Annotated in this window: 20 protein-coding genes, 1 tRNA gene and 1 riboswitch; of the genes, 12 read left to right on the top strand and 9 right to left on the bottom strand. The window is 45.4% G+C overall.

The window, feature by feature from the left end:
- The first annotated feature begins 4 nt into the window (after positions 1-4).
- Positions 5-301, top strand: coding sequence for a hypothetical protein (locus tag NIES593_RS23385; RefSeq protein ID WP_139253609.1), 297 nt, complete (start codon positions 5-7; stop codon positions 299-301).
- On the top strand, positions 298-1,239 hold the full coding sequence (locus tag NIES593_RS02965; protein ID WP_073598163.1) for a serine hydrolase: 942 nt from the start codon (positions 298-300) through the stop codon (positions 1,237-1,239). The genes NIES593_RS23385 and NIES593_RS02965 overlap by 4 nt, the downstream gene beginning before the upstream one ends.
- Before the next feature lie 64 nt (positions 1,240-1,303).
- Here the strand turns inward: NIES593_RS02965 and gifA are convergent, their stop codons facing one another.
- Positions 1,304-1,729 (bottom strand): glutamine synthetase inactivation factor IF7A, encoded by a 426-nt coding sequence (gene gifA / locus NIES593_RS02970; RefSeq protein WP_073598164.1) that lies wholly within the window; start codon positions 1,727-1,729, stop codon positions 1,304-1,306.
- Between the two features lie 35 nt (positions 1,730-1,764).
- Positions 1,765-1,830, bottom strand: a riboswitch (Glutamine riboswitch).
- Between the two features lie 92 nt (positions 1,831-1,922).
- Here gifA and smpB point away from each other — a divergent pair.
- Complete coding sequence (gene smpB / locus NIES593_RS02975; protein WP_073598165.1) at positions 1,923-2,387, top strand: SsrA-binding protein SmpB; 465 nt, start codon at positions 1,923-1,925, stop codon at positions 2,385-2,387.
- Between the two features lie 80 nt (positions 2,388-2,467).
- A tRNA-Gly gene (locus NIES593_RS02980) sits at positions 2,468-2,538 on the top strand.
- Between the two features lie 58 nt (positions 2,539-2,596).
- On the opposite strand, the gene NIES593_RS02985 is transcribed toward NIES593_RS02980, so the two are convergent.
- From NIES593_RS02985 to bchM, 3 genes are all read right to left on the bottom strand, one after another.
- The gene (locus NIES593_RS02985) at positions 2,597-3,193 is read right to left on the bottom strand and encodes a neutral zinc metallopeptidase (protein WP_073598166.1); all 597 of its coding nucleotides are present in this window, start codon (positions 3,191-3,193) and stop codon (positions 2,597-2,599) included.
- A 195-nt stretch (positions 3,194-3,388) separates the two neighbouring features.
- Entirely contained in the window at positions 3,389-4,171 is a 783-nt protein-coding gene (gene panB / locus NIES593_RS02990; RefSeq protein WP_073598167.1) for a 3-methyl-2-oxobutanoate hydroxymethyltransferase, read from the bottom strand.
- Positions 4,172-4,237: 66 nt separating this feature from the next.
- A complete protein-coding gene (gene bchM / locus NIES593_RS02995) occupies positions 4,238-4,957 on the bottom strand; it encodes a magnesium protoporphyrin IX methyltransferase (protein WP_073598168.1) in 720 nt (239 codons plus the stop codon).
- Between the two features lie 262 nt (positions 4,958-5,219).
- Here bchM and NIES593_RS03000 point away from each other — a divergent pair, with 262 nt between their 5' ends.
- From NIES593_RS03000 to NIES593_RS03015, 4 genes are read left to right on the top strand one after another with little or no spacing between them, the layout of a single operon-like run.
- The gene (locus NIES593_RS03000) at positions 5,220-5,642 is read left to right on the top strand and encodes an NfeD family protein (protein ID WP_073598169.1); all 423 of its coding nucleotides are present in this window, start codon (positions 5,220-5,222) and stop codon (positions 5,640-5,642) included.
- 14 nt (positions 5,643-5,656) lie between these two features.
- Positions 5,657-6,646 carry an SPFH domain-containing protein gene (locus tag NIES593_RS03005; protein ID WP_073598170.1) on the top strand — a complete coding sequence of 330 codons (990 nt, stop codon included), beginning with the start codon at positions 5,657-5,659 and terminating at the stop codon, positions 6,644-6,646.
- Between the two features lie 22 nt (positions 6,647-6,668).
- The gene (locus NIES593_RS03010) at positions 6,669-7,805 is read left to right on the top strand and encodes a hypothetical protein (protein WP_073598171.1); all 1,137 of its coding nucleotides are present in this window, start codon (positions 6,669-6,671) and stop codon (positions 7,803-7,805) included.
- Between the two features lie 19 nt (positions 7,806-7,824).
- The gene (locus NIES593_RS03015; RefSeq protein ID WP_073598172.1) at positions 7,825-8,817 is read left to right on the top strand and encodes a pentapeptide repeat-containing protein; all 993 of its coding nucleotides are present in this window, start codon (positions 7,825-7,827) and stop codon (positions 8,815-8,817) included.
- A 54-nt stretch (positions 8,818-8,871) separates the two neighbouring features.
- On the opposite strand, the gene NIES593_RS03020 is transcribed toward NIES593_RS03015, so the two are convergent.
- The 3 genes from NIES593_RS03020 to NIES593_RS03030 all read right to left on the bottom strand — a co-directional run bounded on the left by NIES593_RS03020 (position 8,872) and on the right by NIES593_RS03030 (position 11,775).
- Entirely contained in the window at positions 8,872-9,720 is an 849-nt protein-coding gene (locus tag NIES593_RS03020) for a methyltransferase domain-containing protein (RefSeq protein WP_073598173.1), read from the bottom strand.
- Positions 9,721-9,857: 137 nt separating this feature from the next.
- Positions 9,858-10,340, bottom strand: coding sequence for a hypothetical protein (locus NIES593_RS03025; RefSeq protein WP_073598174.1), 483 nt, complete (start codon positions 10,338-10,340; stop codon positions 9,858-9,860).
- Positions 10,341-10,563: 223 nt separating this feature from the next.
- Positions 10,564-11,775, bottom strand: coding sequence for a glycoside hydrolase family 10-like protein (locus NIES593_RS03030; RefSeq protein ID WP_073598175.1), 1,212 nt, complete (start codon positions 11,773-11,775; stop codon positions 10,564-10,566).
- 208 nt (positions 11,776-11,983) lie between these two features.
- On the opposite strand from NIES593_RS03030, the gene rraA reads away from it, so the two are divergent.
- Complete coding sequence (gene rraA / locus NIES593_RS03035; RefSeq protein ID WP_073598176.1) at positions 11,984-12,478, top strand: ribonuclease E activity regulator RraA; 495 nt, start codon at positions 11,984-11,986, stop codon at positions 12,476-12,478.
- Positions 12,479-12,639: 161 nt separating this feature from the next.
- A complete protein-coding gene (locus tag NIES593_RS03040) occupies positions 12,640-13,026 on the top strand; it encodes a DUF423 domain-containing protein (RefSeq protein ID WP_073598177.1) in 387 nt (128 codons plus the stop codon).
- On the opposite strand, the gene NIES593_RS03045 is transcribed toward NIES593_RS03040, so the two are convergent.
- A complete protein-coding gene (locus NIES593_RS03045; protein WP_139253610.1) occupies positions 13,016-13,363 on the bottom strand; it encodes a hypothetical protein in 348 nt (115 codons plus the stop codon). The two genes, NIES593_RS03040 and NIES593_RS03045, sit on opposite strands and share 11 nt — an antisense overlap.
- Before the next feature lie 453 nt (positions 13,364-13,816).
- Complete coding sequence (locus NIES593_RS03050; protein WP_245817250.1) at positions 13,817-14,638, bottom strand: RMD1 family protein; 822 nt, start codon at positions 14,636-14,638, stop codon at positions 13,817-13,819.
- A 189-nt stretch (positions 14,639-14,827) separates the two neighbouring features.
- Here NIES593_RS03050 and glyA point away from each other — a divergent pair, with 189 nt between their 5' ends.
- Both glyA and NIES593_RS03060 read left to right on the top strand, forming a co-directional pair.
- Positions 14,828-16,111, top strand: a complete 1,284-nt coding sequence (glyA, locus tag NIES593_RS03055; RefSeq protein ID WP_073598180.1) for a serine hydroxymethyltransferase — start codon at positions 14,828-14,830, stop codon at positions 16,109-16,111.
- Between the two features lie 170 nt (positions 16,112-16,281).
- Complete coding sequence (locus NIES593_RS03060; protein WP_073598343.1) at positions 16,282-17,346, top strand: glycosyltransferase family 4 protein; 1,065 nt, start codon at positions 16,282-16,284, stop codon at positions 17,344-17,346.
- Positions 17,347-17,366: the final 20 nt, after the last annotated feature.

Consider the following 17,366-nt stretch of genomic DNA (forward strand, 5'->3'; position numbering starts at 1 on the left):
GACAGTGACCAGTGATTCGATGAAAGGATTTTGGATTTTGGTCGCCGTTGTGCTGGAAGTGCAAGGTACTCCGCCAAGTGAGCGGCGGAGCCTGAAAAGCACTTCGTCAATTCCAGCGGCGTGCGGCGACTGCGTTCCGCAGATTTTGGCGAAGCCGCCGCACGCTCCCGGAACCGCTTCCGGGAGAACGGCGGATTTTGGATTAATTGTCTGGGAGTCCCCCAGTCTCCGAGTCTCTCCATCTCCTCCGACTTCCGACTTCCGAATTCCGAATTCCCCCCGTCCCCCAATCTCTCTATGACCTTTTTTCGACAAGACGAACAACTCGAAAAACTCGCAATCGATATTTTAGAAAAAACTTGGGCTAAATTTCCCGACCTAGGACGCGATCGCATCGCCTTAACCTGGATAGTTTACGATCCTCCGGTCGCGGTCAATACGGGTGGAGCAATTTCTGCCGAGGAGTTCTGGAAATATCCGGTGCGAGGCTATAGCTATCGAGGAGACGAGCGCATTTATCCAGCTAGCATCGTCAAACTGTTTTATTTGGTTGCGATTCACGAATGGCTAGAAGGAGGCATGATTCCCGAATCGACTGAGTTAAATCGAGCCATTCGGGACATGATCGTCGATTCGAGCAACGATGCCACCAGTTTAGTCGTAGACGTGTTGACGGGAACGACTAGCGGTCCAGAATTGCCTCCGGGTCCGTTGGAAACGTGGAAGTACCAGCGCAATATCGTCAATCGCTATTTTCAATCGCTAGGCTGGGAAGAATTAGCCCAGATCAATGTCAACCAGAAACCGTGGGGAGATGGACCTTATGGACGCGAGAGGGCATTTTTGGGCGAGATGATGGAAAATCGCAATATGCTGACCACTAATGCGGTAGCAAGGCTATTACACGCGATTGTCGGGGGAGTGGCGGTATCGTCAGCGCGATCGCAACAGATGATGGACTTGCTCAAACGAAATCTCGATGTTGCAACGTCTTCTGCCTCTGATGAGGAAAATCAGGTTACCGGGTTTTTAGGTGAAGGGTTGCCAACCAATGCTCAGTTATGGTCAAAAGCTGGTTGGACGAGTCAAGTCCGTCACGATGCCGCTTATATCGAAATTCCCAATCGTCAACCCTATCTTCTCGTCGTTTTTACAGAAGGTAAAGCCGATACCAAGAAAAAGGAAATTCTCCCGTTTATTTCTCGCTCTTTTGTTGGCGCGATGGAAAATCTTTCTTAGAAGCACGATCGAGACAAAACACCCCATGAAGGGGTGTTTTGTTTATCTAGCAATTGACTTCGTACTAACTTACAGCACCGCCAAAGCGATCGTAATTATCCCGGAAGGTGGGCTGAATTTGCCCTTGAATGTGAGTCCAATGTTTTGACACGTCGTCCGTCGCGCCAATTTCCTCTACTGCACGACTCAAGAGAGATTGTTGGCGCTTTTTGACGGCTTGGGTGCGATCCGCCATTAAGGTACGAGCTTTATCTGCCATCGAGAGAGCAGGCGCTGCTTGTGGTGCGGCTGTTCCCGGAATGGCGGTATCGGGTTTATTATAGGTTACGCCACGATAGGTCAAATTGGCTCTTGGTACTAAAATAGGTGGTTTCTTCAGGTTGCGGAATCTCCAATCTCGACTCCGATATTTTCCACCCACTTCACCCGTTGTTGTTTCTACAACGATGGGATCGTATTCATAGCTAACACCGCGATAGGTAAGTTTCATCGTTTTCGCTCCTCAGAAATTGTAGGGGGTTTCGAGGCGCGTTCCTTCGGGATGTTTCCCTACTTCCGTCTCTCTAGTCAGGGCTTAGAGAGATGAACGATTTATTTTCTGTATTAATTGTTACAGTTTAGAATTGAATTGTCAAGAGAAATGCAAATTTTCTGAAAAAAACAAGTGCTATGCTAGAAAAGTTATGAGCGATCGAGACGACAGAATCAAAATTATTAGCGACAACCGCCAAGCTCGCTTTCTTTATGAAATCCTAGAAACTTACGAGGCGGGAATTGAGCTTCTAGGAACCGAAGTGAAATCGATTCGTGCTGGGAAGGTTAACCTCCGGGACGGATATGCCTTGATTCGCAATGGAGAAGCATGGTTGATTAACGTCCATATCTCTCCCTACGAAGCAAGCGGACAATATTTCAATCACGACCCTCGCCGTACCCGTAAGTTGCTGCTGCACCGTAAAGAAATTAGTAAGCTAATTGGACAAGTCGAACAGAAAGGCTTAACCTTGGTTCCTCTAAAAATGTATTTCAAAGGTAGCTTGGTAAAAGTTAGCTTGGGACTCGGACGAGGGAAGAAACTTCACGATAAGCGCGAAACTCTCAAACGCCGTCAAGACGAACGAGAAATGGCTCGCCTGTTAAAACGATGATCGAAAATTCTGTTGCAAGCAGATTTACATTGGGTTAAAGTGTGTTACTCTAGATAAGGTGAAATTTTTAAGACTCTCATGCGGGCATAGTTTAGTGGTAAAACCTTAGCCTTCCAAGCTAATGATGCGAGTTCGATTCTCGCTGCCCGCTTGAAAAATTAAACGCCTGGTATTCAAAGACTTTTGCCGAAAATCATTAGTCAGAATAGTTAACGAAGACAAGCTTGAAAGTTTTCTCCAGCGAAGCCGCGTAACGCAAAAGATACGCGCTGTTCGGGTGTTCCGTGGTGAGCCGAATCGTGATAGTCATAGTCACCAACTTGGGCAGCAGCTAAACCTACCAGGTATCCCATTTGTTCGTATTCTTCTCCAGACACAGAAGCCAGCTTAGAAAACATCCAAGACAGTGCATCTCCTGCAAGGCAATCGGCTTGTAGTTCAGTACCAATCGTAACTGCTCCACTATCCATGCCTCCAATTCCTAAATTCCATTGAACGGCATGGGCAGTTTCATGAGCCGCTACAAATAGCGAAAAAACCGGATTATCGCTAGCTCCCTTTACGGCTTCTACGTTGATGTAAACCGTGTTATCGGCAGGACAAAAAGCGGCAAGAGTTACAACTCCACAGTCCGAATATGTTGGTTGGTGTTCCAATACATAGTTGAAATTAACTTCATATAAAGAAGTCATATAATTTATGACTCCTTCAATTGCACCTTCAACTGATTGAGCTTTGGCGCCAATAGGAGATAAGGCAACCGCTGCCGTAGCAGCAGCTACGATTAATTTCTTCAAGCGTTTCATCTAAGGAACTTATAGGGACAAATAACTGTTATTCCCAAAGTACGGTTAATTACAAAGCTTGCCTGTAACCTAAATCCGAACTGGATGTGATTCTAATCATGCAGTTTGCTGAGAAAGAGGGCTAAGCTGCGTGTTTCTTACACTGAATTTGAAAATATAAATTTATTTTTTAATTGAAGGCGCGATCGGATGAGCTTAACTTGATGGCGGAAATCGATGCTCTCGTACCTCTTGAGCAAACTCCTGAGCTGCTTGCATAATAACCTGTCGCAAATTGACATAGACTTTGGCAAAGGGCGGTTGCCTGTCCGACAGTCCCAGTAAATCGGCAGTCACCAATACTTGTCCGTCGCAATGCGGTCCCGCACCGATACCAATGGTAGGAATGGGGAGTTTAGCAGTAATTTGTGCGGCTAAGTCAGCGGGGATATGTTCGAGGACGATCGCAAATGCTCCCGCCTCTGCAAGCACGATCGCTTCTCGTAAAATTCTCGCTGCGTCTTCTTCTGTCTTGCCCTGCTGCTTGTAACCCAGTTGATGTACCGATTGAGGTGTTAATCCCACGTGCCCCATTACGGGAATGCCGATGGCAGTGAGTTTGGCAACGGTTTCTGCGATCGCCGGATTCCCTCCTTCTAACTTGACTGCCTGGACTCCCGTTTCTTTCAAGATCCGTCCTGAGGAGTGGATCGCTTGGCTAATGCTTTCCTGATAGCTCAAAAAAGGCAAATCGCATACCACCAGCGATCGCTTCACCCCTCGACGCACGGCAACGGCATGGTGGATCATCTCATCGAGCGTTACTGGCAAAGTCGTCGGATGTCCGAGAGCTACCATTGCCAGCGAATCTCCGACAAGAATGACATCTACCCCCGCTTCATCCAACCAGCGAGCAATTCCATAGTCCCATGCCGTCAGGGCGACGAGAGAACGTCCTTGTTGTTTCCACTCAATCAGTTGTTGGATAGTAACTGCCATGGCTGATAGCCGATCGCGATCGCGCTTCGAGGGGTCTTGCTGTCTTCCTATGATACAAAACGAACTTTAGGCTACCAGAACCGAATGACTCGCTTGAGAATTTTCCCTCGTTGCTTCCAGTATGCGGGAGAAATAAAAGCGAGTACTGGTCATGCCATTGCGTTGAATGGAAAAACCATTATTTTCTAGAATCGCAATAATATCGGATTCCTTGTGCTGATAAGCACGAGTCGTTTTACTAGGTCCTGGGAAAAACTCGCCGATTTTCTTGAGAAGGGAAAGTAAAACCGTTTTAGGGGCAAAACTAATAATCAGACGAGACTCTGCTAAAGAGGCAAGATGGGCGATCATTTTCGCTGCCTCTTGTGTGGGATAGTGAATTAAAACATCCAGACAAATGACCGTGTGATATTTCCCCGTTAATTGCTCCAAATCCCGTACGGCAAAGGTTAAATTGCTAGGATCTCCCAAAACTTGTTTGGCTATTTGTTGCGCTTCTCCTACCATTTTTTCGGAGATATCGCTGGCAAAAACGTTAGCACCCGCTTGAGCGAGAGGAATGCTCAGACTTCCTATGCCGCACCCTGCGTCGCAGATGGATAAGCCTTTGAGATTTCCGTCTTCTCTGAGCCATCCTAACGTTGTAGCAATGGTTTGTTGATGTCCGATGCGGATATCTTTTTGAACTTTGTTTACCTCGCCATCGCCATAAATTCTGCGCCAGCGATCGAATCCAGTGGCATTGAAATAATCTTTGACTATCGTCTTATCATCCGTGGTGGTCATAAATTTTCTATTTATCCAATCGTTACAGGCTGTACCCGCTCAATAATTTTACCTTTCAGAGACGACTATAAACGGAGCGATCGCTATCAAGGATGGAAGTATGGACGGACGCAGACTTTACGCCTCTACTTCTAAATTGTGAGTTTCAAGGTACATCTATTGAGCGAAAATCCTTTTTTATGGGAAAGCTATGATTGAGCTGCAAATGCTCGCTGATTAAATTTGCCACTAATTTTAGTTAGACTCGCTACTTTCTCTGCCTATGTTAAGTACACCTCTTTTGTGGCTGATTGCTGGCTCTATTCTATGTTTGATGGAGTTAATTTTCCCTACTGCGTTTGTAGAACTCATGATGGGAATTAGCGCGATCTTAGTAGCGGCAGTCTCGCTAGTCGTTCCCCATCTGACGTTGCAGGTGTTTTTGTGGCTATTTTTTTCTACTACCTCGATTTTCCTTTCGCAGCGCTTGCTAGCTCCCAAGCGAAAAGTTTCCATGCTAGAGGGAGATACTGAAGGAGAAACCTTAACAGAAATTGCGCCAGGACAGGCGGGAAGAGTTCTCTATGAAGGCAGTTCCTGGCGAGCAGTCTGTGCCGATGAAAATCTAGCGATCGCCCCTCATCAAAAAGTTTATATTGTCGAGCGAAAAGGGAATACTTTATATATCTTACCCGTTACGTTCTAGAAATAACTAAAATTATGGATCAATTTTTCTCATTTATCTTCTTTTTCTTGATTTTCGGCGGCTCGGCACTGGCTAGCTCCGTCAAAATTATTAATGAAAAAAACGAAGCCTTAGTAGAACGGCTGGGAAGCTACAACAAAAAACTGACCCCCGGTCTCAAATTTGTTATTCCTTTTGTCGAGCGCATTGTCTACAGAGAAACCATCCGCGAAAAAGTTATCGATATTCCGCCGCAGTCGTGCATCACCAGAGATAACGTCGCCATTACAGTCGATGCGGTCGTCTACTGGAAAATCGTAGATCTCGAGAAAGCTTATTACAAAGTCGAGAATCTCCGCGATGCGATGGTCAATCTCGTCCTTACTGAAATTGGCAAGCTCGAACTCGATGAAACCTTCACTGCTAGGGCAGAAATCAATGAAATCCTCCTGCGGGAACTCGATATTGCCACCGACCCTTGGGGAGTCAAAGTCACGCGGGTAGAACTGCGGGACATCATGCCCTCTAAAGCCGTGCAAGAATCGATGGAATTGCAGATGTCGGCAGAGAGGAGAAAGCGAGCAGCCATCTTAACCTCAGAAGGGGAAAGAGATGCCGCTATTAACTCTGCCCAAGGAAAAGCCCAAGCCAGACTTCTCGAAGCCGAAGCCCTCAAGAAAGCTGCTATTCTCGAAGCCGAAGCCCAAAAAGAAGCAATCGTCCTCAAAGCCGAAGCCGAACGCCAGCAGCAAATCCTTCAAGCCGAAGCCACTGCCCAAGCTTTGACAATCGTCACTAAAAAGCTCGATGGAGATTCCCACGCTCTCGAAGCCCTTCAGTTTCTCCTGGCACAGAATTACTTAGAAATGGGGAAAACTATTGGCACTAGCAAAAGTTCTAAAGTGCTGTTCATGGACCCTCGCAGTCTGATCTCTACTCTAGAAGGAATTCGTTGTGCGATCGCACAGGAAAAATCTTCCCTGGAATTAGAGGTAGAAAAAATTGACCATCATTGTGCCGATTAAAAAAAGAAATTGTCAATCGCTTATGCCCCTACCATCCGACCTACTCAATGAAACCGTTCGACAATTAGAAAATCACGAAGAGTCTCTTAGGATTAAAAAAGTTATTTTTTGTCTTTGCAAAAAATATTGGGAAAATATGCTCGATATTCTCAATACTTTTTCTTTGGGCGATTTAATTGAAGAATTGATTAGCGCTTACCCAACCCTCGATCGCTTTAAAGAAGCGCTAGTCGAATTGGTGAAAACCTTAAATCGTCCTAACATTTACACCGAAGTTGCTAAAGTTATCTTCGCTCGCATCAGCAGGCTCTATAAATATTTAGAAGACGAGCCGCAAACGGCTATTATAGCTAGTTCTACTTCGTCCGAGATATTAAATTTAGTTGCTTCAAAGCTGCAAAATCATCAGGAGCAAGCGAGAATCAAAAAAGTAATTTATTCAGTTTGTCGGAAGCGATGGGAAAACGATATACAAATCATCGACAGTTATAGTCTTTCTAGTTTGATTAGAGAATTAATGCAACATTATCCAACTAAAGACGAACTACAGAGAGCTTTAATCAAACTCGTCCAAAATATTAACAAACAAAATTTATATTTAGCGATCGCCAATATTATTGTTAATCAATTGGGAGGATTATATAACAATAAACAAAATCTAAACACCCTAAAAGAAGAAACTGCCACGCAAATTGTCAATGCTCAATTCGTTCAAGTTAGTAACTTTAATAGTATTTCCAATCCTGTCGAACCTCAACAACCAATTCCTCAAAATTTTGGTACGTCGGTTATCGATCTAAGCGTCGAGCAAGCCTCTGAAGTTCAGCCCCAATCAGAGCGATCGCAACAACCGCAAAAAACTTTAAATCTTTTTGAGTTGCGACTGGAAATTATGCAGTATACCAATCCATTGCGAGCAAAAGTTTTGCTTTTTTCCATTCTCTATCAATCTTGGGATAAAAATAATCAAGATTGGGCAATGCTGAGAAGTTATACATTAGACGATCTCCTCAAAGAACTAATTCAATCTGCCAAAAGTTTGACCGACACGGAATCGAAACTTTTTGCGGCTGCTAGAATTTTGACAGACTTTGAGACAAATATGCAAACTGCCAGCACAATTATTGAAGCTATTAAACCTCATCTAACCAATAATTAAAACCATTAACAGAAGTGCTATGAAAGTTGAAGACCTATTAAAAAAATATGCAGATGGAGAAACTAACTTTAGCGGCATTAAACTGCCACTAGCCAATTTAGCCGAGGCAGATCTAATTGGGATTATCCTCAATGAAGCCGATCTTCAAGGAGCTAACTTACTATTTGCTTATCTAAATCGAGCTAATTTATCTAATGCCAATCTTGTCGGTTCTAACTTGAGCGGAGCGAGTCTCAATCAGGCAGATCTCAGCGGCGCAGACCTTCGCAGCGCTAACTTACATGGAGCCACCTTACAAGGAGCTAACTTGCAAGAAACCGATATTACTCTGGCAATTTTGCTGGATGCCAACCTAGTTGGCGCAGACTTACGCGGAGCTGACTTGAGCGGCGCAACCCTGATAGGCGCTTGTCTGAGAGGGGCGAATCTCCGTCAGGAGAAGAAAAGTTACAACACCAACTTGCAAGGAGCTAATTTGGCGGGTGCGGACTTACAAGGGGTCAATATGAAGGGGGTCGATTTGGTAAGAGCGAATCTGGTCGGTGCTAACCTAACAGAAGCCAATCTGCGGGGGGCTGACTTGCGCCAAGCGGATCTCAGCCGAGCCAATCTTAAAGGTGCCGTATTAACAGAAGCGAATCTAACCGGGGCTAAACTTATTGGAGCGAATCTGACTAATGTGAATTTAGTGCGTGCCCAGATGGTACAAGCAGAGATGCCAGAAGCCAATTGCCAAGGAGCTAACATGACTCATGTGGTATTGACGCGGGCTAATTTAACCATGGCAAATTTGCGAGCGGCGAGAATGAATCAAGCCGATTTCAGTCGGTCAAATTTAGCTGATGCAGATTTGAGCGAAGCAGAATCGATCGGAGCTTTTTTTGCCAGAGCCAACATGATTGGAGCCAATCTTAGTTATGCGAACCTGACACAAGCCGACCTGATGAGCGCTAACCTGACTGCGGTCAAGTTAACAGGCGCTACCATGCCCGACGGGAAAGTTCATGGGTAGTACAAACGTCCTAATCCGTGAAGGGAAGAAACCTGGCAACACTAAACTGGCTTGCTACTTGATGGCGCAGAGCAAACCAAAACGAATCAAGCCGCGTTGATAGCCGCGACTCATCAGCCCAAGGGAGAAGGCAGCTTGAATGGTTGTCCAACCGCTTTGCAAAAGACCGAGAATGGCTTTAGGCTCGAAAACCGAATCGATAACAACATCCCAAAAGGGAGCAACCGCCATAGACCAATCGTCGGAATGGAGATCCCTAAAGCCACAGGAAAGCGCGATCGCTTCGTATTCTGGCAGCGAAATGACATAAGGCAAGCGATACACGCGATAAATTTCTTCTAGATGGCGTTGTTCGTCGCTTGTGAGTTCTCCTGCCAAAGAGTTAGTGGGACGATGGCACCACGTTACCAAAATTAACGTCCCGCCCGGTTTTAGCACTCGGTAGCATTCGCGCAAAAACTTGGACTTATCTGCCATGTGTTCGCCACTTTCTAGCGACCACACCAAGTCAAAATTATTGTCTTCAAAAGGCATATTTTGGGCATCAGCCACTTGAAATCGCACTGTTTCTTCTAAATTGAACTCTTGCGCTCTTTGCGTGGCTCTAGCGGCTTGAGCGGGCGATAAGGTTATTCCTGTCGCTTGGGCGTTGAATTTCTTGGCTAAGTATAGGGTACTGCCGCCGATGCCGCATCCAACATCAAGAATATTTTCGGCAGTTCGTACCTTTGACCAGTCGAGGAGTTCTTCAATCAGATCGATTTGTGCCTGACGGCGATTTATTTTATAGGTACCAGCCCTACCATAATAACCGTGGTGCATGTGTTCCCCCCAGATTTCTTCCCACAGTCTGCTGGAGGAATCGTAGAATTGTTGAATTTGCCGATTGAGGCTAGAACTCATAAACTGTCATCTTCTAAAAAAGAAATAATTACTCAATCTATAGTTAATCTACTAGGAAATTACAAGACAGCTCTGATAGAAAGCGAATCTGTATAAACGTTTTAGTATAAGTCTTTGGTTGTTGAGCAATTCGCTTTTTATAAGTGCCAAACTTCCGAACGTCCCCGACGGCGGCTCAAAATCGCTTCGGCATAGCTAATTGCATCCTCAGTTCCCTTGATGATGATGAGATACCTACCCCGCTTATAATATTTTTGAAAAAACTGCCAACCGGCTTCAGAAAACTCGTCCTCGTCAAAGCGATCGCAAACTGTCAAACCCGGCATCCAATCGTAGCGCTTGCCTTGGCGGGCAACTAGAGCGATCCAACTCATCGGAAAGCCTACCTTTCTGAGTTCCTCAAGCGCTACTTTGGCATCGCGATGGTGCAGAAAAACACCAACTGTACGCCGATGCAAATTCCCTTTTTTGCTAATCGTCGAGGCACCGCCAGCAGTTGTTGTTTCAATAGCGCAACGATCTGCGCTTGCCCGTGCCGAATTAATTTTTTTTTCTCTAAAACCAAAGTTAGCTAAAACAAAGTTCGCGATTGTTTTATTGAGCGAGAGCGATTCATTCACTAGAGTTAATCCAAATTACCGACATTATTAAATTAGCTGCTCGATATGACGGCATTGTGACAGATATATGACAAGCTTGTGTCAAGATAATTCGCAATTGACAATTCGCAATGATATCGGTTCGCCATTAGTCAGCCGCTCTGGGTGTCAGGCTTTTTCCTTGAGTATTTGTAGCGTTCTTTTTTAGAAATGGTATAACTATCCGTACAAAGGAACCACATTGCTATTCGATCGCGAAGCCGTGAGATGCGAAGCGGCGTGCGGGGATGGGGAAAAGAGATTGAAATCGAGCTTGTCGCTCTGCGATTGGTTCTGGAGCATAATCCCAGAGACTTTCGTAGAAGAAGAAGCATACACCCAAGCCGCGATCGCGAGCCGCTAACACCTGAGATTGAACTTGTTGCATTGGAATCGGTTTATTTCGCAATCCTGTTAAAATACCAACTCCGGTTGGAATCTTTTGTTGTGCTTCTTGAATTTCTGGACGGTTAATCTTTTCAAGAAAACTTTGTAGATCGGAAAGATAAATTTGCACGATTAGCTCGTCTACGATATTCTTCTGTACCCAGGCACGCCAATCTTGCAGATGTGCTTTATAGGCAAAGTCATAGGAGGCAGGAGCAACTGAGAAAATCGCATGGGGCTTGTTAGCTTTTACAGCTTTGTTGAGTCGTTCCATAAACGCCGTGATTTTATTGGCACGCCAGCGCACCCATTCAGGATTTTGAGAGTCGGGATGGGGATTTTTCTTGGTCTCGCGGACGTATAAGTCAATTGTGTAGCGATCGTAACCCAATTCCCTGGGCAAACTCATGTGATCGTCAAACTGAATGCCATCGACATCATATTGGCTGACGATTTCCAAGACGAGATCGGTGATAAACTGCTGTACTTCTGGAAGAAAAGGATTGAGCGATACAACCTCGCCAGCAGCGCTATTCCAAGTTTGGCTGCCATCCCGCCGTTGCGTAATCCAATTAGGATGATTCAAGGCAAGTTCTGATGTAGGGGGAGTCATGAAACCGAATTCAAACCAAGGAATCACTAGCAAGCCTTGACGATGGGCTTCGATAATGAGATCGGCGAGCAGATCTTGTCCTTGTCTACCATGGTAGACAAAAGGTTGGATGCCCATCCGTTGTGCTACGGCACTGGGATAAATTACATAGCCGGAATTCCACACTACCGGATAGATCGTGTTGAAGTTTAGTCGCGCTAGTTGGCTGACGGCATCCCGAACTTTGGCGCGATCCTTGAGTACATCAATGTCATTGATAGTTAACCAAACCCCGCGAATTTCCTGACGAGGAGACTGCGCGATCGCCCAAGGAGATCTGCCTGCTAGCAATACCGCAAATAATGGTATTAAAAAAAGGATTGGGAGAAGATATTTCAGCGATCGTCGCCAACTTTTAGAAATGAAATTTAATTTCATAGGCTTGAGTCATGAGTTGGTTATCCAGGCACGTAATCTTTTAGATTGCATCATCCTACGGCTAGAATTCACTAGCCTCTAGTCTACAAGTATTTAGATTGCTTAAAGGTTTAGTTAATTATTAGGCTAAAATATTTTTAATTAGGTATTTAAATCATTCCAGCACAACTGCATTCGCTAAAATTTTTCTGGGTTGTTGGAGGGGATTGTGCCGAATACCACCGATTTACTCGATGCTAATGAAGCGCTCATCGACGAAGGTAAAGTGCGGATTGTTGCACCTCTGTTTCGCGACTACGGGGGCAACATCGAGTTTAGCGGTTCGATCGCTACTCTCAAAATCTTTGAGGATAATTCTCTTGTGCGCGAGATGCTTTCAGAGGCGGGTAACGATCGCGTCCTGGTCGTAGATGGAGGGGGTTCGCTGCGCTGTGCGCTTCTTGGCAATCGACTAGGCGAATTAGCCGTTAAAAATGGTTGGGCTGGACTGGTCATTTACGGTGCAATCCGCGATGCGTCCGTGATTGCTAAACTTCCGCTAGGCGTTAAGGCACTCAATACTTACCCTCTTAAAAGCCTCAAGCGCGGTTTGGGAGACAAAAATATTCCTGTGCGTTTTGGCGAGGTTACGTTTACTCCGGGGGAATGGCTATATGCTGACCTAGATGGGATTGTCGTCAGTTCTGTTCCCCTTTCTGCCTAACAAAGAGAAAGCGTTTAACTCGATTTTCCAAAATCAATTACTTGCTCTGCTTTTAAATTCAATTCGGGAAATGGATTCGGATTCTATGCGATCGCTGATAGAATAATTTATCTTGGTTGTAGTGATGACTATTAGAAGGTCGATCTTGAAGTCCAACGATGATGAGTCGAATTTTTATCGCGATCGCGGCAATTTTAGCTGGCTTATCCGTTGCAGCGGGAGCATTTGCCAGCCATGCACTGAAAGCCAAATTAACAGAACGTGCCCTAGAAATCTTTGAGACAGGGGCAAAATATCAGATGTATCATGCCCTTGCATTGTTATTGGTTGCTATTTTGTTAAGTCGTGTTGAAACAGTTACCATTCCGCTGATGGTAGCAGGTTATGCTTTTATTGTTGGGATCGCACTTTTTTGTGGAAGTTTATATGCCCTGAGTTTAAGTGGCATTAAATGGCTTGGGGCAATTACCCCTTTGGGAGGTATAGCATTTTTAGTCGGATGGGGAATGCTTGCGATCGCAGCTTTCGCCTATAAAGCTATCCTTTAACATCCTCTTTTTTAAGCACTGCCGGCAATTCTTCGGTAGGCGATAAAAAGCCATGTTGCAGTAGCTCATCAGGGATTTTGAGGAGCGATTCCGATCGAGTATACTTTCTCTCAAGCAGATTCTTGATTTCGGTTTCAAACTTGCGCTGTCCTTGTTCAAAAAATCGTTGCGAACTGTTAGGATAGCTCAATCCATTAATGATTTGTTGGGTTTTGGGCGTGGACGGCAAAACTCGCGAGGTAGACGGCACGGTTTGAGTCTTGGCAGCAGGCACAAGAATGAATAGCGAGGCAACTGATGTCAACGCTAGAATGGCTTTGGCGAACGAGCTAAACACAATAGTTAAGTGCGAGAGATAGCTAGGCTGCACTCCCTACACTCTCCATAATCAATGCACTTTTTATTAAGCTAATCTCTATCTCTATATCTATTTTAACGTCAGTTCGGGTTAAGGCAATTTAGCCGTCCATTCACGCAAGAATAAGAGTTTCGGACGATCTCGAACTCGAAAACAAATAAAACAATATCTGCTTAAAGAGATAGAAAATAATGCGATCGCAAGATACAGCGTTTCTCACAAAGTTGCAGTACGCACAAGTTTTTACCAATAGGGCTTTTTAGCAATGTCAACGTACTTTGTCTATCTGAGAAATGCTGTATATCGAACCTTTTGTAGGAAGTCGAAATATTAATAGCAATGCTCAAAAACGAGGTCAGATTAATGAACTTTCGATTGCAAACTACCGATCGATTGTTTTAAAAATCTAGAAACTATTTGTAAAAGACTTTATCAACCTCTAAAAACAAGATCGTATAAAGACAAAATAATCTCCACAACGATGAGAATGACAATATACCATTCAACTCTCAAATTCGTGTTGTGCTGCAACAAACCTAGTGCGGTTTCTGCCGTGCGAAAAACAAGTTCTAGCTTGCGTTCTAGTACTAAATGTCTTTCTCTGACTTCATATTCAAGCGCCAATCGTCGATAGAGCGGCTCTAATTCAGGATATTCCCAAAGAAGTTCCGGTTTATCAATAATTTCAACTCGACCTACCATTTTATGATCGATAGAAAGCGTATTGCCGAGTTGCTGGAGTAATTCTCGAACCTGATGCCTACTCCAACGGGCGTGCTGTAGTCTGACGGCAAACGGTTCGATGCGATCGAAAGCACTAGCCGTTCGGGCTTCATAATAAGCCAAGATAACGCTTTTAGCTAAAATATCTGCAACAATCTGTAGGCTTTCGAGATTAAACTGAGGCAGAAAGATAATGTCTCCTTCAACTCTTCCAGGATTTGTTGCGTCTTGATGAATTTCTACCTCTTCTACTTCGGGAGAATCGACGGGTGAAGTTATTAGAGGGTTCAAGTTGGCTAAAAACTCTTTCTCTTCTGCAGGAGTTAGATTAAAGAGTGCGATCGCGCCATAGCGAAAGAGAATGGCGCAACCTTGCTTGCCAGCAGCCACCACGAGAGGGTTAAGTGCCAAATAATCTGTCTTTTCTAATGCTTTTATATTAATGCTCTGCCCGATTAACAAAGCGCGGACTTTGACAGTACTTTTATCGACGAAGAGTGCTTTGTGCATCTTTGGTATGGGTGAGGTCATATCTTTATTTGTAGCGCCCAATCTGCGATCGCAATTCTTAATTAACAATAGCAATCGATCGAGTTAATTGATGAGTTCTTTAGAATTGCCAAGAACGATACAGAAAAAAGGCTAAAATTATGGATGGTTACAATTCGTAACCTCAAACCCAGATAATATATTTAGCTATTAATTAGGAATTCACCGAACGTGACTCAAACCAACTTAGATATTCTGGCTCAAACCGATCCAGCCGTTGCCGAAATTATCCAGCACGAACTCCAGCGCCAACGCGATCATTTGGAGTTAATTGCTAGCGAAAACTTTACCTCTGCTGCCGTCCTTGCCGCACAAGGTTCCGTCTTAACCAACAAATACGCGGAAGGATTACCCGGAAAACGCTATTATGGCGGCTGCGAATATATCGATCGAGTAGAACAACTAGCGATCGATCGCGCCAAAGAACTCTTTGGCGCTGCCTATGCCAACGTTCAGCCCCATTCCGGCGCACAAGCGAACTTTGCCGTCTTCTTAGCGCTGCTAGAGCCAGGAGATACAATTATGGGAATGGACTTGTCCCATGGCGGACACCTGACCCACGGTTCGCCCGTCAATGTCTCTGGTAAATGGTTTAAAGTTTGCCACTACGGAGTCAACAAAGAAACCGAACGCCTCGATTACGACCAAATTAGAGAATTAGCCCTCAAAGAACGTCCCAAACTGATTATTTGTGGCTATTCTGCCTATCCTCGCATCATCGAATTCGACAAATTCCGCGCGATCGCCGATGAAATAGGTGCATACTTGCTTGCCGATATCGCCCACATTGCTGGATTAGTTGCTACTGGGAACCATCCCAACCCAATTCCTCACTGCCACGTCGTCACCACAACCACTCACAAAACGCTGCGCGGTCCTAGAGGCGGATTGATTCTCACTAACGACCCCGAACTGGGCAAGAAATTCGATAAAGCCGTCTTCCCAGGCAGCCAAGGAGGACCTTTAGAACACGTTATTGCTGCGAAAGCGGTAGCCTTTGGAGAAGCGCTCAAGCCAGAATTCAAGACCTATTGCGCTCAAGTGATTGCCAACGCCCAGGCAATGGCAAAAGGACTAAGCGATCGCGGCTTTAAGATCGTTTCTGGCGGCACCGACAACCATCTCATGCTAGTCGATCTTCGTTCTATTGGTATGACGGGCAAGCGTGCCGATGCATTACTCGGCGACGTAAACATCACTGCTAACAAGAATACCGTGCCCTTCGACCCGGAATCCCCATTCGTGACTAGCGGCTTGCGTTTGGGTTCGCCTGCCGTAACCACCAGAGGCATGAGAGAAGCGGAATTTACCGAAATTGCCAATATTATTGCCGATCGCCTGCTCGATCCAGAAGACGAAGCCGTCAAGCAAAACTGTTTGAGTCGAGTTGCCAGCTTGTGCGATCGCTTTCCCCTCTATCCCCATCTCAAAATTCCCGTACCAGCGATCGCTTAAATTTTACCGTTCTCTACCATTTTTTATACCAACAAGAAACTAAACTAATGACTAATGACTCATAAGTGATGACCAATCGCGTAAACTTGGGTTACTTCCCGCTCGAAAGGAAGATGATTGAGGTAAACTCTGCCTCAGAAAACCCAAGTTCGCTTACTCTTCCCACATCCATGCCTGGAGAGCTATATCATCTAATTGCCTTCCTCTTCTCGATGACTGTCGTCCTCTGGAGTACGCCAGTCGTCAGAACGATCGGTCTCAAAAGTGGGTATATCGATAAACCCAACGACCGAAAAATCCACGAACGTCCCATGGTGCGACTAGGAGGCGTTTCCATTTTTGTCGGTACCCTGACAGCAATCCTCCTTGTCTGGTGGCTGGGAGGATTTAAAGGGCTTTATCAACCCAAAGAATGGGAAATCCTCGGCGTTATTTTAGGGGGAATTGCCTTCTTCCTCATCGGTTTGGCGGATGACTTATATCACTTGACCCCCGGTTCGAGACTGGTGATGCAAACGGTTTTTGCCGCCGCTGCCTGGGGAATGGGAGTTCGCATCGATTTTCTGACAGTTCCTTTCGATGGCTTAGTTCATACTAGCTGGTTGAGTTTACCGATCACAGTCATTTGGCTAGTGGGAATGGCAAATGCCATTAACTGGATCGACGGGGTAGACGGATTGGCAGCGGGAGTTTCCGGCATCGCTGCCGTAGTGATGTTGATTGTCACACTTTTTATGAAGCAACCAGCTGCCGCCTTGATTGCTGCTGCTTTGGCAGGAGGTTCGTTGGGCTTTCTGCGCTACAACTTCAACCCAGCACAAATCTTTATGGGAGATGGGGGGGCTTATTTTATGGGCTTTACCCTAGCGGCAGTCGGCGTAATCGGTTTGGTTAAAACGACGGCAGTTACGGCAGTTTTACTCCCATATTTAATTTTAGCCGTGCCGATTCTGGACATGTCAGCCGTCATTTTTTCTCGTCTGAGCAAAGGCAGATCGCCCTTTAAGGCAGATAAAAGCCACCTCCATCACCGACTGCTAGAAGCAGGACTTTCCCAGCGTTTGAGCGTCGTTTTTATTTATGCGCTGACGCTGTGGGTGGGCAGCTTAGCCCTGGGGCTTTCCAATATTCCTAGCGGTTGGGGATACGCGATCGGGGCAACTATGCTACTGTCCTATGTAGGTTGGCAAGTCTGGCGCAATAGTCGGCGAATTGATGAAGATCGATCGCGCTAAATATTTTAGAGAATAAGTAA

It is taken from the genome of Hydrococcus rivularis NIES-593, assembly GCF_001904635.1.
Classification (GTDB): Bacteria; Cyanobacteriota; Cyanobacteriia; order Cyanobacteriales; family Microcystaceae; genus Hydrococcus; species Hydrococcus rivularis.

What these genes read in the sequence shown, in the direction of transcription:
- NIES593_RS02965 (WP_073598163.1), top strand. Translation starts at nt 298, where the DNA reads ATGACCTTTTTTCGACAAGACGAACAACTCGAAAAACTCGCAATCGAT.
- gifA (WP_073598164.1), bottom strand. Translation starts at nt 1,729, where the DNA reads ATGAAACTTACCTATCGCGGTGTTAGCTATGAATACGATCCCATCGTT.
- smpB (WP_073598165.1), top strand. Translation starts at nt 1,923, where the DNA reads ATGAGCGATCGAGACGACAGAATCAAAATTATTAGCGACAACCGCCAA.
- NIES593_RS02985 (WP_073598166.1), bottom strand. Translation starts at nt 3,193, where the DNA reads ATGAAACGCTTGAAGAAATTAATCGTAGCTGCTGCTACGGCAGCGGTT.
- panB (WP_073598167.1), bottom strand. Translation starts at nt 4,171, where the DNA reads ATGGCAGTTACTATCCAACAACTGATTGAGTGGAAACAACAAGGACGT.
- bchM (WP_073598168.1), bottom strand. Translation starts at nt 4,957, where the DNA reads ATGACCACCACGGATGATAAGACGATAGTCAAAGATTATTTCAATGCC.
- NIES593_RS03000 (WP_073598169.1), top strand. Translation starts at nt 5,220, where the DNA reads ATGTTAAGTACACCTCTTTTGTGGCTGATTGCTGGCTCTATTCTATGT.
- NIES593_RS03005 (WP_073598170.1), top strand. Translation starts at nt 5,657, where the DNA reads ATGGATCAATTTTTCTCATTTATCTTCTTTTTCTTGATTTTCGGCGGC.
- NIES593_RS03010 (WP_073598171.1), top strand. Translation starts at nt 6,669, where the DNA reads ATGCCCCTACCATCCGACCTACTCAATGAAACCGTTCGACAATTAGAA.
- NIES593_RS03015 (WP_073598172.1), top strand. Translation starts at nt 7,825, where the DNA reads ATGAAAGTTGAAGACCTATTAAAAAAATATGCAGATGGAGAAACTAAC.
- NIES593_RS03020 (WP_073598173.1), bottom strand. Translation starts at nt 9,720, where the DNA reads ATGAGTTCTAGCCTCAATCGGCAAATTCAACAATTCTACGATTCCTCC.
- NIES593_RS03030 (WP_073598175.1), bottom strand. Translation starts at nt 11,775, where the DNA reads ATGAAATTAAATTTCATTTCTAAAAGTTGGCGACGATCGCTGAAATAT.
- NIES593_RS03040 (WP_073598177.1), top strand. Translation starts at nt 12,640, where the DNA reads ATGAGTCGAATTTTTATCGCGATCGCGGCAATTTTAGCTGGCTTATCC.
- NIES593_RS03050 (WP_245817250.1), bottom strand. Translation starts at nt 14,638, where the DNA reads ATGACCTCACCCATACCAAAGATGCACAAAGCACTCTTCGTCGATAAA.
- NIES593_RS03060 (WP_073598343.1), top strand. Translation starts at nt 16,282, where the DNA reads ATGCCTGGAGAGCTATATCATCTAATTGCCTTCCTCTTCTCGATGACT.